Source organism: Pseudooceanicola sp. NS-SX8, assembly GCF_057380755.1.
The window spans coordinates 4,723,152-4,735,634 of the sequence record NZ_CM170819.1 but is presented as its reverse complement, the minus strand read 5'-3'; the positions used below and the strand labels follow the sequence as shown (position 1 = coordinate 4,735,634).

Below are 12,483 nucleotides of genomic sequence, written 5' to 3'. Positions count from 1 at the left end.
AAGATGAACGTCAGCTTTTCTTTTCGACGACGTTCTCGCGAAACGCGGTGTCGAAGGCGGCCTTCTGCTCCGGGCTGGCCTCGACCTGGTTCTGCGCCTTCCACTGGTCGTAGGGCATGCCGTAGAAGGTCTCCCGCGCTTCGGACTGGGTCATCTCGATACCCCGCGCCTGCGCGGCCTCCATGTACCACCGGCTCAGGCAGTTGCGGCAGAAACCGGCCAGGTTCATCAGGTCGATGTTCTGCACGTCCGTGCGCTCTTCCATCAGGTGCTTCTGCAGCGCGCGGAAGGCGGCAGCTTCAAGCTCGATACGGGTCTGGTCGTCCATGGCGTGCTCCTCTTCAGCCTTCAGATAGGCCGTTGCGCTTGCGGAAGGAAGGTTTGGGGATGCGGGCGGTTTCCACCCCGATGGCGCAGCTGGCGGGCAGATGCGCCTCCAGCACGGCCATGACCGTATCGGCCAGCTCGACATGCTGGGACTCGGGCCGGGTGTCCATCAGGCGGATCGTGGCGTTGACGAAGGCAGGTTCCCCCGACAGCAGGCGAAAGGCCGTTGCCTCGTAGGCGCGCAGCTTCACCCCGCTTTCGGGGATCGCCGGATGGGCGGCCATGGCCGCGGTCAGCGCGTCGGGCAGGGCCTCTGGCAGGGTCAGCCCGCCGAATTCCAGGACGATATGAGGCATGGGATCTCCTATTCAGGCCAGTATGGGGGCCAGTCTTGTGGGCGCTACGTCCCGGCGATGTCCAGGCCGGCGCCCCAGGGGCCTACAGCCCGGTCGCCGCCAGGACCTCTTCCAGGATCGGGGCCAGCCGGCTGGCCCAGGCGCGCTGCTGGTTTTCCGTGGCGATCAGGTCGTTGCGGATCTCGATCAGCACGTTGGGCAGGCCATGGGCGATGGCGTGGGTGTCCACCGCGTCGCCGGGCAGATGCCCGCCATAGGGTTCGTTGGCGCCCACGCACAGGTCCTCCTCCTGCTCCAGCCGTGCGATCAGCGGTGCCGACAGGCGCTCGTCCCGCGCAAACAGGACGCCGATGTGCCAGGGCCGGGGCGGGCGCCCCTTCAGCTGCGGCGTGTAGGAATGGATCGACAGGTCGGCCCGGTCCGCCCGCGCCGCCACCAGCCCCGCCAGGGCCGCGTGATAGGGGCGATAGCACTGCTCCAGCCGAGCCTCCAGCTCCGCCGGGCCCGCATGCCGGTTCCCCGGGATGATCGTCCCGTCGTAAAGCTTCATCAGCAGCGTCGGGTCGTCTTCGCCCCGGTTCGGGTCGATCACCAGGCGGGAGAAGTTGGACAGGATCGCGGGCGCATCCAGCGCCTCGCCCAGGAAGCGGGTCACCCCGGCGGCGCCGGGATCGTAGGCGATATGCCGGGCCATTTCACTTTCCGGCAAGCCGAGGCTACCGCCGCCGACGAAATTGGGTACGGTGTTCGCAGCATGATCGCAGGTGACAAGCCAGCGGGACGGGCGGTCCTCTCCGATGATCTGGTAGGGGGCGTATGTCATCGCCGTGTCACCTCTGTTCGGCATCTGGGCGCCATTGGCATTCACCGAAATGCGCCCTAAGGTGAAATGTGAACGCTAACATCCCGGTATTTCCGGGCTGCGACAACGGGGATGACCTTAATGAGACGCCAGCGCAACACGAAAATCGTCGCCACCCTGGGACCTGCGTCCTCCGATTACGAGACGATCCGCGCGCTTTACGAAGCCGGGGCGGATGTCTTCCGCCTGAACATGTCCCACGGCAGCCATGACGAGATCCGCGAGCGGCACCGCATCATCCGCCGCATCGAACGCGACATGGACACCGTCATCGGCATCCTGGCCGACCTGCAGGGGCCGAAACTGCGCGTGGGGGTCTTCTCCGGCGACAGCGAAGAACTTTCCGTCGGTCAGGATTTCCGCCTCGACCTCGATACGACGCCGGGCGACAGCACCCGCGTGAACCTGCCCCACCCCGAAATCTTTGCCGCCCTCGAACCCGGCGCCTCGCTGCTGGTCAACGACGGCAAGATCCGCCTGAAGGTAAAGGACTGCGGCGACGATTTCGCCGATTGCGAAGTCACCGTCGGCGGCGTCATCTCCAACCGCAAGGGCGTGAACGTGCCCGACGTGGTGCTGCCGCTGGCCGCCCTGTCGGAAAAGGACCGCAAGGACCTGGAATTCACCTGCCAGCTGGGGGTCGACTGGATCGCGCTCTCCTTCGTGCAGCGTCCCGCCGACATGGAAGAGGCGCGCAGCCTCGTCGATGGCCGCGCGGCCGTCCTCGCCAAGATCGAAAAGCCCGCCGCGGTGAAGGCCTTTGACGACATCCTCGCGGTTTCCGACGGCATCATGGTCGCCCGGGGTGACCTGGGCGTCGAACTGCCCGTCCACTCCGTCCCGCCGATCCAGAAGCGCCTGATCCGCAAGTGCCGCGCCGCCGCCAAGCCGGTGATCGTCGCCACCCAGATGCTCGAATCGATGATCGAAAGCCCGATGCCCACCCGGGCAGAGGTCTCCGACGTCGCCGCCGCCATCTACGAAGGCACCGACGCGGTCATGCTTTCCGCCGAATCTGCCGCCGGCTCCTTCCCGATCGAGGCGGTGCAGACGATGGACAACGTCGCCAAGGAAGTCGAAGGCGACCGGCTCTACCGCGAAGTCATCGAACAGCAGCGCTCCTTCGTCTCCGGCGTGGGTTCCGTGGCCGAAGGGATCGTGGCCGCCTCTCGCGAAATCGCGGAGAAGACGGATATCGCCGCCATCTGCTGCTTCACCCAGACGGGCAACACCGCCCTGCTGATCAGCCGCGAAAAGCCCCGGGTTCCGATCCTGGCCATGTCCTCTCAGCGTGGCACGGCGCGGCGCCTGGCGCTCAGCTGGGGCGTGCTCTGCCTGGTGACGGGGGAACTGTCGCGCTTCAAGCAGGCCGTGGTGAATGCTGCCCGTGGCGCCCGCACCACCGGGCTCGCGACCGAGACGGATTCGATCGTGGTCACCGCCGGTGTGCCCTTCAACACCACCGGCACCACGAACATCCTGCGGGTCGCGCCCTGCGAAGAACGCCTGATCTTCGCGGCTGACCCCGAATAATCCCTTCGCGGGCGCCGCATTTCGGAGTATGGCCGAGGTATGAGCCTTGATGTCATCTTCGTGTGCGGCGCCCTTTTATGCGTCCTTGCCGTTCCCGCCCTCGTTTCCGCCTGGGCGGATCACCGGGTCCCCTCGGCCTCGGTCTTCGCGCTGATCAGCGGGCTGTCGCTGGGCATCTATGCCTGGGTCAACGATCCGCAGCGCTACACCTTCTCCGAAGTGCCGCACGTCTTCATCCGCGTCTTCGCGGAGGCCATGCGCGTCATCTGACACCCGGCGCCGCCGCAGCCGATGCGCCGGGCGGCGGTTCGGGCCCAGTGGTTGCCCCTGTGTTTGCAGGGATCAGGCCGTCATCGACCGAAGCCTGCACTCTTCTCTTGCCAAATGGCGATTCCCCTCCTATACGCCGCAACTCGACCTGCGCGGCCGGCCGGTAGAGGCATGCCGAGTCGCGTGTGAACTCTCAAAGAGGAGACGAAAATGCCCAAGATGAAGACGAAATCGAGCGCCAAGAAGCGCTTCAAGGTTTCGGCCAACGGCAAGATCATTACCGGCCAGGCCGGCAAGCGCCACGGTATGATCAAGCGGACCACCAAGTTCATCCGCAACGCGCGCGGCACGACCACCCTGTCCAAGGCGGACGAGCAGATCATCATGCCGATGATGCCCTACGCCAAGAAAAAGAAATAAGGAGGCCGTACAATGTCCCGCGTTAAAGGTGGTACCACGACCCACGCCCGCCACAAGAAGGTGATCAAGGCCGCCAAAGGTTACTACGGCCGCCGCAAGAATACCTTCAAGGTTGCCCGTCAGGCCGTCGACAAGGCCAACCAGTACGCAACCCGCGACCGCAAGGCCCGCAAGCGCAATTTCCGCGCGCTGTGGATCCAGCGGATCAACGCAGGTGTGCGCGCTCACGACGAGCAGATGACCTACTCCCGCTTCATCAACGGCCTGTCGCTGGCCGGGATCGAAGTGGACCGCAAGGTTCTGGCCGACCTGGCCGTCAACGAGCCGGCAGCCTTCGCTGCCATCGTCGACCAGGCAAAGGCCGCACTGGCCGCCTGATCGCAGCCAGCACCGAAAGACCTCTGGAACCCCGCTCCACCCGGAGCGGGGTTTTTCCGTTCAGGGGTGGACCCATCCGGCCCCCATGCGCGTTTGGCCCCGCATGCGCGTGAACGTCGGAAGCGGCGCGGGCACGGGACATGGCGTGACGGCCCCGGGCAGGGGAGCAGGAGGGGGGGCTTCCAGCCCTTGCATGGCGGCCTCCGGGCCGCTTCGGCTTGCAATCCGTCGCACCTGTGGTAACCCCTGCCCGTCTGCGAACGGAGGCGGCAATGGACGATCTGAAAGCGAAATATTTCGAACTGATTTCCGGGGCAGGCTCCGAAGCCGCGCTCGAGGAACTTCGCGTGCAGGCCGTCGGCAAGAAAGGCGAAATCTCCCTCAAGATGCGCGAACTGGGCAAGATGACCCCGGAAGAGCGCCAGGTCATGGGCCCCCGGCTCAACGCCCTGAAGGATGAGGTCAACGCCGCCCTCGCCGCCAAGAAGGCCGCCCTGGCCGATGCTGCCCTGGATGAACGCCTGAAGGCCGAATGGCTCGACGTCACGCTGCCTGTCCGCCCGCAGCGCACCGGCACGATCCACCCCGTGTCCCAGGTCTGGGAAGAATGCACCGCCATCTTCGCCGACATGGGCTTTTCGGTGGCCGAAGGGCCGCAGGTGGAAACCGACTGGTACAACTTCGATGCGCTGAACATCCCCGGCCACCACCCCGCCCGGGCAGAGATGGACACCTTCTACATGCACCGGGCCGAAGGCGACGATCGCCCGCCCCACGTGCTGCGCACCCATACCTCGCCCGTGCAGATCCGCTCGATGGAGGCAACCGGCGCGCCGACGCGGATCATCTGCCCCGGCCGCGTCTACCGCGCCGACTACGACCAGACCCACACGCCGATGTTCCACCAGGTCGAAGGCCTCGCCATCGACCGCGACATCTCCATGGCGAACCTCAAGTGGGTGCTGGAGGAATTCTTCTCCGCCTATTTCGGCACCAAGGTGAAGACCCGCTTCCGCGCCTCCCACTTCCCCTTCACCGAACCCTCGGCCGAAGTGGACATCCAGTGCTCCTGGGAAAACGGCACCGTCAAGGTCGGCGAAGGCGACGGTTGGCTCGAAGTTCTGGGCTCCGGCATGGTGCACCCCAAGGTTCTGCAGGCCGGCGGCATCGACCCAGACGAATGGCAGGGTTTCGCATTCGGCATGGGGATCGACCGCATCGCGATGCTAAAGTACGGCATTCCCGACCTGCGCGCCTTCTTCGACAGCGATCTTCGCTGGCTCCGTCACTACGGTTTCTCGGCGCTGCAGGTTCCGACCATCCGCGGAGGCGTTTAATGTTGCGATCCCTTCTCCAGTCCGTGCGCGAGATCGAGCACAAGCAGCGTAGGCTGCAGATTCGCCTGCTCTATCAGAATGCGGCGGCTGCAGAATTCCTGCTCTCGGGTCTGCGCGCCAACTGGTCGGCGCTCTCTCCGGAGGAGCGGCGGGTGATCGACGGGCTGCGCAAGATCCTGGATCAGGCGCATGAGGCCGCGGATACGCTGGCCTCGCAGAAGGTGCTGCGCCGCAAGCAGCAAAAGACCCTGGTCGCCGCGAACGAGGCGCTGTCGGTCATCTACGGCGGCGTGGTCGAGGAACAGCGGCGCCACCGCATGGCCCAGGGTCTGCCCGGTGGCGAAGCCCAGCCCTTCGAATCGCGCTTCGCGCCCGAAGGTGGCTGGAAGGCGCTGTTCGAAAAGGAAGTCGACGCCGTGCTGAACGCCGTCCTTTCCAAGGGCGAAGGCCAGAACCGGCTGGGCGACGCCGCCTGACGGATGCCCCTCTTTCGCCACGAAAACCGGGATCTGAACGAGGATACGAAACGCGTCTACGCGGCCTTCGAACTCGCTCATACCCTGGTGGATTTCGGGGCGGCGATCTGTTTCGTGACGGGTTCCGTGCTCTTCTTCTATGACAGTCTGATGCGCGCGGGCACCTGGCTCTTCCTCGTGGGTTCGGTGCTCTTCGCGGTCAAGCCGACCCTGCGCCTGGTGCGGGAGGTGAAGCTGGTCTCGATGGGTGACGCCGAAGACGTCGCAAAACGGCTCGAAGACTGACGCGGGCGGGGCAAAGGCCGGCCTCAGCCACGGATCACCTGCCGGTCCGGGCAGATCCGGTTCCGGCGCAGGTCCGGCCGCGATGCGCCCTCTGCAGTCCGGTCATCGGCACAGATGCCACGATGCGCATGACCTTGGGTCGCCGCGTGATTTTTCCTTTGCGCGATGGCACCTTGGCGGAATAGTACGGTCCCGCATGGTTCGGGGGACACCTACCGATCATCGGGGGACGCGCCATGCACCACGGGGACGGCATATGGCACGATTGAAGGTTCTGATCGCGGGTCAGAGGCGGGGCAGGGCGCGCCAGATCGCCCGCTACCTGGAACAGGCCGGCGCATCGGTCAGCATCGGGGCCTTCGGGTCCGTCCGGATGGAGGAGGCGGATATCGTCCTGCCCCTCACGGGCTACGACACCTGCTACCTGAACACCGTCTATCCCCAGTATGCCGATGTGAAGTACCTGGCCCCCGGGCCCGCCACCTTTGCCCTGTGCGAGGACAAGCAGGCGCTGTTCCAGCGACTCCTGCAGGAGGGGTTTGGCGAGAACATCCCGCTGCCCCGCAGCGGCGAAGACGTGGTGCGCAAGCCGCGCGTCGGCAATGGCGGGGCGATGGTGCGGGCCGAACCCTGGCCCGACCCCGAGGAACAGGCGCTGCTCTCGCGCTCCTGGATCTACCAGCGGCGGCTTTGCGCGGATGCGGAATACGCCGGGCATTTCCTGGTGAACGCCCGGGGCGACATCATGCTGAGCAAGGCAATCCGATATGACCACGGGCCCGAGGTCATGCGCCGCGGCCTGCGGGACGGATCCGGCGTGCCGGTGGACATCCCCCACGCGCATCGGGCGGTCTTCGCGAACATGCTGCGCGCCATCGGCTATCGCGGCTTCTGCTGCTTCGACTACTTCGTGGAGGACGGCCGCCCGCAGGTCCTTGAACTGAACGCGCGGCCCGGTGGTTCGCTCGTGCGGATGCCGGGGGCGCTTGGCCTGTCCTATTGTCGCGCGCTGCGTCCGGAGCTCACGGCGGGTTGGCCGCCGATCCACTGGCCCGCCGCAGTGTCGCAGCGCAACCTGACGGGGGACCTCATGGCGCGGCTCGCGCGGCTCACGCGGCAAAGGGCCCCGGCCTGATCCCGCAGGCCGCTTCCGGCCGCCCGCCCCCTCGACAAATCCGCCCCGATGCGCAACAAGCCCTTCGTTGATGCGCGCAAGGCACGAAGGGGATCTCCGATGAAGTTCACGCTTTCCTGGCTCAAGGAACACCTCGACACCCAGGCGACCCTGGACGAGATCCTGGAGGCGCTGACCGACCTCGGCCTCGAAGTCGAAGGGGTCGAAGATCCGGCGTCGAAGCTGAAGGGCTTCAAGCTGGTCAAGGTCCTGGAGGCCGAACAGCACCCCGACGCCGACAAGCTGCGCGTCTGCAAGGTCCTGACGGACGAGGGCGAGACGCAGATCGTCTGCGGCGCGCCGAACGCGCGCGCGGGCATCACCGCCGTGCTGGCCAAGCCCGGCATGTACATCCCCGGCCTCGACATCACCATCTCCGTCGGCAAGATCCGCGGCATCGAAAGCCACGGCATGATGGCCTCCGAGCGGGAGCTGGAGCTGTCGGACGAACACAACGGCATCATCGAGCTGGAGAACGGCGAGGTCGGACAGGAATTCGCCGACTGGCTGGCAAAGAACAACCCGGTGAAGGTCGACCCGGTGATCGAGATCGCGATCACGCCCAACCGCCCCGATGCGCTTGGCGTGCACGGCGTGGCGCGTGACCTCGCGGCCCGTGGGCTGGGCACGCTCAAACCGCTGCCCGACTACACCCTGAATGCCACCGCCGGCGCCTGCCCGGTGGGCGTGACCATCGACGACAGCGCCAGGGACGGCTGCCTGGTCTTCGCCGGCCGCGTCATCAAGGGCGTGAAGAACGGCCCCTCGCCCGAGTGGATGCAGGACAAGCTGCGCGCCATCGGCCTGCGCCCGATCTCTGCCCTGGTCGATGTGACCAACTACTTCACCTACGACATGAACCGCCCGCTGCACGTCTTCGACGCCGGCACCATCACCGGCGATCTGAAGATCTCCCGCTCTCAGGGCGGCGAGGAACTGCTGGCGCTGGACGAGAAGAGCTACACCCTGCCCGAAGGCGTGCTGATCATCTCCGACGACAAGGGCGTCGAATCGATCGGCGGCATCATGGGCGGCGAGGAGTCGGGCTGCACCGAGGCAACCACCGACGTCTTCGTCGAGGCGGCCTTCTGGGATTTCATCTCCATCGCGCACGGCGGCCGCGCGCTGAAGATCAACTCGGACGCGCGCTACCGCAATGAACGCGGCATCGACCCGGGCTTCAACATGGAAGCCCTGGATCGCGCCTGCGCCATGATCGTCGACCTCTGCGGCGGCGAAGTGTCCGACGTGGTCGTCGCCGGAGAGGTCCCAGACGTCTCCCGCGCCTACAAGCTCGACACCGACCGCTGCTCCTCCCTCGTGGGCATGGACATCCCGGCGGCGGAACAGCGCGCCACGCTGGAACGGCTGGGCTTCGTGATGGACGGCGACATGGCCCGGGTTCCCTCCTGGCGCCCCGATGTGCAGGGCGGCGCCGACCTGGTGGAAGAGGTGGCCCGCGTCGCCTCCCTCACCAAGCTGGAGCCCAAGCCCATGGCCCGCATCCAGCCCGGCGTGCCCAAGCCCGTGCTGACCCCGATGCAGAAGCGTGAACAGGTGGCGCGCCGCACCGCGGCGGCGCTCGGCTACAACGAATGCGTCACCTACAGCTTCATCGACAAGGCCAGTGCGGAGCTCTTCCGTGGCGGCGATGACGCGACCATGGTCGCCAACCCGATCTCCTCCGAGATGTCGCACCTGCGCCCGGCGCTTCTGCCCGGCCTGCTACAGGCGGCCTCGCGCAACCAGGCGCGCGGCATGTCCGACATGGCGCTCTTCGAAGTGGGCGCGGCCTTCCAGGGCGGCGAACCGGGGCAGCAGCACCTGCAGGTCGCGGGGATCCTCGTGGGCCAGACCGGGCCCAAGGACGTGCATGGCGCGGCCCGCCCGGTGGATGTCTTCGATGCCAAGGCCGATTGCGAGGCGATCCTGTCGGCCATCGGCGCCCCGTCCAAGGTGCAGATCCTGCGCGAGGCCCGCGAATGGTGGCACCCCGGCCGTCATGGCCGCATCTGCCTGGGTCCCAAGAAGATGCTGGCGGTCTTCGGGGAAATCCACCCCAAGGTCCTGGCGGCCATGGATGTGAAGGGCCCCGCCGTGGGCTTCACCATCTGGCCCGCCGAAGTGCCGCTGCCGCGCAACAAGGATGCCTCCCGCGGGGCGGTGGCGCTCAATGACCTGCAGGCGGTCGAACGCGACTTCGCCTTCGTCGTCGATGCGCAGGTCGAGGCGCTGACCCTGGTCAATGCCGCGGCCGGTGCCGACAAGGCGCTGATCGAAGAGGTCCGGGTGTTCGACGAGTTCATCGGCGGCGCCCTGGGTGAGGGCAAGAAGAGCCTGGCGGTGACCGTGCGCCTGCAGCCCACCGATGCGACGCTGAAGGAAAAGGAGATCGAGGCGATCTCCGCCAAGATCGTCGAGAAGGTGCAGAAGGCCACCGGCGGCACCCTGCGCGGCTGACGACACGCGGCGCGCTTCGCCCCGGGGGCGAAGACGCCCCGCCCGCCGTCCCATATGTGGCGTCCCATATGTGGCGTCCCGCATTTACCTGCCACGACGGCGCGTCCATGGGTCACGACCCGGGCGCGCCGTTTGCCTTTCCGGCGCGCATGCTCTACCGCCGGGGCGGTATGGACCAGCTTTCAGGAGGCTCCCGATGAGCGATGATGACGAATACGTCTACGACGAGGCAAGCGGCGAATGGATGCCCGCCTCCGAACTGGCCGCGCGCAATGCGGTGCAGGTGGTGGATGCCCAGGGCACGCCCTTGGCCGACGGCGATTCCGTCGTCCTCGTGAAGGATCTGAAGGTGAAGGGCGCCGGCACCACGCTCAAGCAGGGCACGGTGATCAAGACGATCCGCCTCACCGACAACCCCGAGGAGATCGACTGCCGCCACCCCGAGATCCGCGGCCTCGTCCTGCGCACCGAATTCGTGAAGAAGAGGTAAGCCCATGCTCTCCGTCTATCTTTCCGGTGAAATCCACACCGACTGGCGTGAACGCATCACCGAAGGCGCCTCGGACCTCGCGATCGCCTTCTCCGCCCCGGTGACGGATCACGGCGCTTCAGACGACTGCGGCGTGGCGATCCTGGGGGCAGAGGAAAATCCCTTCTGGCATGACAACAAGGGCGCAAAGGTCAACGCGATCCGCACCCGCATGGGGATCGAGCAGGCCGATGTCGTCGTCGTCCGCTTCGGGGACAAGTACAAGCAGTGGAACGCGGCCTTCGACGCGGGCTATGCGGCGGCGCTCGGCAAGTCGCTGATCGTGCTGCACGGCCCCGATCACCGCCACGCCCTGAAAGAGGTCGATGCCGCCGCCCTCGCCGTGGCCGAAACCCCGGAACAGGTGGTCGAGATCCTGCGCTACGTGCTGACGGGCAAGCTGCCCGCCTGACAGTGCCCGCCTGATGGTACCGCCTGATGGTACGGGCCTGACTTTGCCTGCGTGGTCTCCGCAATGGGGGCCGATGCGCGGGTGGATGGCCTGGGCCTCCGGCGGGAGTATTTCCGGCCATCGAATGGGGAAGGGCGGCGTGCCTCCGGCAGCGGGGCGGAGCTGACCCAGCCCCTTTTCGAACATCCTGGCCTACGCTCTCCGCCCGTGTGCCGGTGCAGGGCGGGCGCGGACCGGGAGTTCGAAGGTGCGGCAAGGGCGGCGACGCGCCGCCCCTGGCCTTTGGACAGGGGCCGGGCGCGCCGTTCAGCGTGGCGGGATGTTCTTGGCCTTCTCCACCGCCGGACGGGCATGGAACCGGTCGACATAGGGCTGCAGGTTGGCGAAGCTCTCCCACTCCAGCACTTCCTTGGCGCCGTAGAACTCGGTCGCATTCAGCCAGGGTGCGATGGCGATATCGGCGATGGAGAATTCGCCCGTGACCCAGTCCCTGCCCTCAAGCCGGGTGTTGATCACGTTGAGCAGCCGCTTGCCCTCGTTGATGAAACGCTCCACAGGGCGCGGGTCCTCGATCTCCTTGCCGGCGAACTTGTAGAAATAGCCCAGCTGGCCCAGCATCGGGCCCAGCCCGCCCATCTGCCACATCAGCCACTTGATCACCTCGTACTTGCCCGCGCCTTGCGGCAGCAGCTTGCCGGACTTCTCGGCCAGGTAGATCAGGATCGCGCCGCTCTCGAACAGTTCGACCACCTCGCCGTCCGGCCCGTTCGGGTCGATGATCGCGGGGATCTTGTTGTTGGGCGACAGCGACAGGAATTCCGGGCTGCGGACGAATTCGTCCCCCAGCGGAACGCGATGCGCCTCGTAGGGCAGGCCCATCTCTTCCAGCGCGATGGACACCTTCACACCATTCGGCGTCGGGAAGGAATAAAGCTGGATGATCTCGGGGTTCTGGGCCGGCCATTTGTCGTTGATCAGGTAGCCTTCGGGAAACATGGGTCACCTCCTGTTGCGTGTTGCCCCCGATATACGCCCTGCGGGCATGAAATGAACGGCCCGGCCCCGAAAGCGGCTGGCTTTCTTCCGGCACAGGCGCAAAATGGGGCCGCTCTGCCCCGTCAAAAGCACAACATCAGGGGGCAATCGGAAGGACAGGATCGGAATGCTCAAGGAATTTCAGGCTTTCATCGCCAAGGGCAATGTCATGGACATGGCCGTCGGCATCATCATCGGCGCGGCCTTCACGGCCATCGTCAAATCCATGGTCTCCGACCTGCTGAACCCGATCCTCGGGCTGATCACCGGCGGGCTGGACTTCTCCAACAACTTCTTCGTCCTCTCGGGCGATGCCAGCTACGACAGCCTGACCGCCGCCCGTGACGCCGGCGCCGCCGTCTTTGCCTACGGCGCCTTCTTCTCCGCCGTGATCAACTTCCTGATCATCGCCTTCGTGGTCTTTCTCCTGGTGCGCTACGTCAACAAGGCCAAGGAACGCATCATGGCAGAGGAAGCGCCCGAAACCCCGGCCGAGGAAAAGCCCGCCGGCCCGACCGAGCTCGACGTGCTGCTCGAAATCCGCGACTCCCTGAAAAAGTCCTGATCGCGCGCCCGGCGGTGGTGGCCTGTGGGCCGGGCCACCGGGACCTGCGAAAACTCTGGCTTCC

At 66.2% G+C, this 12,483-nt stretch carries 16 protein-coding genes; 12 read left to right on the top strand and 4 right to left on the bottom strand.

Going from position 1 to position 12,483, the window contains the following annotated elements; genetic code table 11:
- Positions 1 to 10: 10 nt before the first annotated feature.
- From AC2IR1_RS21760 to AC2IR1_RS21750, 3 genes are all read right to left on the bottom strand, one after another.
- Positions 11 to 328: a DUF1244 domain-containing protein gene (locus AC2IR1_RS21760; protein WP_486474065.1), complete on the bottom strand. Its 318-nt coding sequence runs from the start codon at positions 326 to 328 to the stop codon at positions 11 to 13.
- Between the two features lie 13 nt (positions 329 to 341).
- Complete coding sequence (locus AC2IR1_RS21755; RefSeq protein ID WP_486474064.1) at positions 342 to 683, bottom strand: 5-carboxymethyl-2-hydroxymuconate Delta-isomerase; 342 nt, start codon at positions 681 to 683, stop codon at positions 342 to 344.
- An 82-nt stretch (positions 684 to 765) separates the two neighbouring features.
- Positions 766 to 1,506, bottom strand: coding sequence for an N-formylglutamate amidohydrolase (locus tag AC2IR1_RS21750; protein ID WP_486474063.1), 741 nt, complete (start codon positions 1,504 to 1,506; stop codon positions 766 to 768).
- A 120-nt stretch (positions 1,507 to 1,626) separates the two neighbouring features.
- Between AC2IR1_RS21750 and pyk the strand changes: the two genes are divergently transcribed.
- From pyk to AC2IR1_RS21695, 11 genes are all read left to right on the top strand, one after another.
- Positions 1,627 to 3,078 carry a pyruvate kinase gene (pyk, locus tag AC2IR1_RS21745; RefSeq protein WP_486474062.1) on the top strand — a complete coding sequence of 484 codons (1,452 nt, stop codon included), beginning with the start codon at positions 1,627 to 1,629 and terminating at the stop codon, positions 3,076 to 3,078.
- 39 nt (positions 3,079 to 3,117) lie between these two features.
- Positions 3,118 to 3,348, top strand: a complete 231-nt coding sequence (locus tag AC2IR1_RS21740) for a hypothetical protein (RefSeq protein WP_486474061.1) — start codon at positions 3,118 to 3,120, stop codon at positions 3,346 to 3,348.
- Positions 3,349 to 3,558: 210 nt separating this feature from the next.
- Positions 3,559 to 3,768 carry a 50S ribosomal protein L35 gene (rpmI, locus tag AC2IR1_RS21735; protein WP_486474060.1) on the top strand — a complete coding sequence of 70 codons (210 nt, stop codon included), beginning with the start codon at positions 3,559 to 3,561 and terminating at the stop codon, positions 3,766 to 3,768.
- Positions 3,769 to 3,780: 12 nt separating this feature from the next.
- The gene (rplT, locus tag AC2IR1_RS21730; protein WP_486474059.1) at positions 3,781 to 4,146 is read left to right on the top strand and encodes a 50S ribosomal protein L20; all 366 of its coding nucleotides are present in this window, start codon (positions 3,781 to 3,783) and stop codon (positions 4,144 to 4,146) included.
- 272 nt (positions 4,147 to 4,418) lie between these two features.
- Positions 4,419 to 5,483 carry a phenylalanine--tRNA ligase subunit alpha gene (gene pheS / locus AC2IR1_RS21725; RefSeq protein ID WP_486474058.1) on the top strand — a complete coding sequence of 355 codons (1,065 nt, stop codon included), beginning with the start codon at positions 4,419 to 4,421 and terminating at the stop codon, positions 5,481 to 5,483.
- Complete coding sequence (locus AC2IR1_RS21720; RefSeq protein ID WP_486474057.1) at positions 5,483 to 5,959, top strand: hypothetical protein; 477 nt, start codon at positions 5,483 to 5,485, stop codon at positions 5,957 to 5,959. Before pheS ends, AC2IR1_RS21720 begins: the two co-directional genes overlap by 1 nt.
- A gap of 3 nt (positions 5,960 to 5,962) precedes the next feature.
- A complete protein-coding gene (locus AC2IR1_RS21715; RefSeq protein ID WP_486474056.1) occupies positions 5,963 to 6,244 on the top strand; it encodes a YrhK family protein in 282 nt (93 codons plus the stop codon).
- Positions 6,245 to 6,500: 256 nt separating this feature from the next.
- Positions 6,501 to 7,379, top strand: coding sequence for an ATP-grasp domain-containing protein (locus AC2IR1_RS21710; RefSeq protein ID WP_486474055.1), 879 nt, complete (start codon positions 6,501 to 6,503; stop codon positions 7,377 to 7,379).
- Between the two features lie 99 nt (positions 7,380 to 7,478).
- The gene (gene pheT, locus AC2IR1_RS21705; RefSeq protein ID WP_486474054.1) at positions 7,479 to 9,878 is read left to right on the top strand and encodes a phenylalanine--tRNA ligase subunit beta; all 2,400 of its coding nucleotides are present in this window, start codon (positions 7,479 to 7,481) and stop codon (positions 9,876 to 9,878) included.
- A gap of 196 nt (positions 9,879 to 10,074) precedes the next feature.
- The gene (locus tag AC2IR1_RS21700) at positions 10,075 to 10,368 is read left to right on the top strand and encodes an alkylphosphonate utilization protein (RefSeq protein ID WP_486474053.1); all 294 of its coding nucleotides are present in this window, start codon (positions 10,075 to 10,077) and stop codon (positions 10,366 to 10,368) included.
- Between the two features lie 4 nt (positions 10,369 to 10,372).
- Positions 10,373 to 10,819 (top strand): YtoQ family protein, encoded by a 447-nt coding sequence (locus AC2IR1_RS21695; RefSeq protein WP_486474052.1) that lies wholly within the window; start codon positions 10,373 to 10,375, stop codon positions 10,817 to 10,819.
- Positions 10,820 to 11,125: 306 nt separating this feature from the next.
- On the opposite strand, the gene AC2IR1_RS21690 is transcribed toward AC2IR1_RS21695, so the two are convergent.
- Positions 11,126 to 11,815 carry a glutathione S-transferase family protein gene (locus AC2IR1_RS21690; RefSeq protein ID WP_486474051.1) on the bottom strand — a complete coding sequence of 230 codons (690 nt, stop codon included), beginning with the start codon at positions 11,813 to 11,815 and terminating at the stop codon, positions 11,126 to 11,128.
- Between the two features lie 166 nt (positions 11,816 to 11,981).
- Between AC2IR1_RS21690 and mscL the strand changes: the two genes are divergently transcribed.
- Positions 11,982 to 12,419 carry a large conductance mechanosensitive channel protein MscL gene (gene mscL / locus AC2IR1_RS21685; protein ID WP_486474050.1) on the top strand — a complete coding sequence of 146 codons (438 nt, stop codon included), beginning with the start codon at positions 11,982 to 11,984 and terminating at the stop codon, positions 12,417 to 12,419.
- Positions 12,420 to 12,483: the final 64 nt, after the last annotated feature.

Coding starts and splice junctions, on each gene's coding strand:
- rpmI (WP_486474060.1), top strand. CDS start 3,559: ATGCCCAAGATGAAGACGAAATCGAGCGCCAAGAAGCGCTTCAAGGTT.
- AC2IR1_RS21695 (WP_486474052.1), top strand. CDS start 10,373: ATGCTCTCCGTCTATCTTTCCGGTGAAATCCACACCGACTGGCGTGAA.
- mscL (WP_486474050.1), top strand. CDS start 11,982: ATGCTCAAGGAATTTCAGGCTTTCATCGCCAAGGGCAATGTCATGGAC.
- AC2IR1_RS21755 (WP_486474064.1), bottom strand. CDS start 683: ATGCCTCATATCGTCCTGGAATTCGGCGGGCTGACCCTGCCAGAGGCC.
- pheS (WP_486474058.1), top strand. CDS start 4,419: ATGGACGATCTGAAAGCGAAATATTTCGAACTGATTTCCGGGGCAGGC.
- pyk (WP_486474062.1), top strand. CDS start 1,627: ATGAGACGCCAGCGCAACACGAAAATCGTCGCCACCCTGGGACCTGCG.
- AC2IR1_RS21720 (WP_486474057.1), top strand. CDS start 5,483: ATGTTGCGATCCCTTCTCCAGTCCGTGCGCGAGATCGAGCACAAGCAG.
- rplT (WP_486474059.1), top strand. CDS start 3,781: ATGTCCCGCGTTAAAGGTGGTACCACGACCCACGCCCGCCACAAGAAG.
- AC2IR1_RS21690 (WP_486474051.1), bottom strand. CDS start 11,815: ATGTTTCCCGAAGGCTACCTGATCAACGACAAATGGCCGGCCCAGAAC.
- AC2IR1_RS21700 (WP_486474053.1), top strand. CDS start 10,075: ATGAGCGATGATGACGAATACGTCTACGACGAGGCAAGCGGCGAATGG.
- AC2IR1_RS21715 (WP_486474056.1), top strand. CDS start 5,963: ATGCCCCTCTTTCGCCACGAAAACCGGGATCTGAACGAGGATACGAAA.
- AC2IR1_RS21760 (WP_486474065.1), bottom strand. CDS start 328: ATGGACGACCAGACCCGTATCGAGCTTGAAGCTGCCGCCTTCCGCGCG.
- AC2IR1_RS21710 (WP_486474055.1), top strand. CDS start 6,501: ATGGCACGATTGAAGGTTCTGATCGCGGGTCAGAGGCGGGGCAGGGCG.
- AC2IR1_RS21740 (WP_486474061.1), top strand. CDS start 3,118: ATGAGCCTTGATGTCATCTTCGTGTGCGGCGCCCTTTTATGCGTCCTT.
- pheT (WP_486474054.1), top strand. CDS start 7,479: ATGAAGTTCACGCTTTCCTGGCTCAAGGAACACCTCGACACCCAGGCG.
- AC2IR1_RS21750 (WP_486474063.1), bottom strand. CDS start 1,506: ATGACATACGCCCCCTACCAGATCATCGGAGAGGACCGCCCGTCCCGC.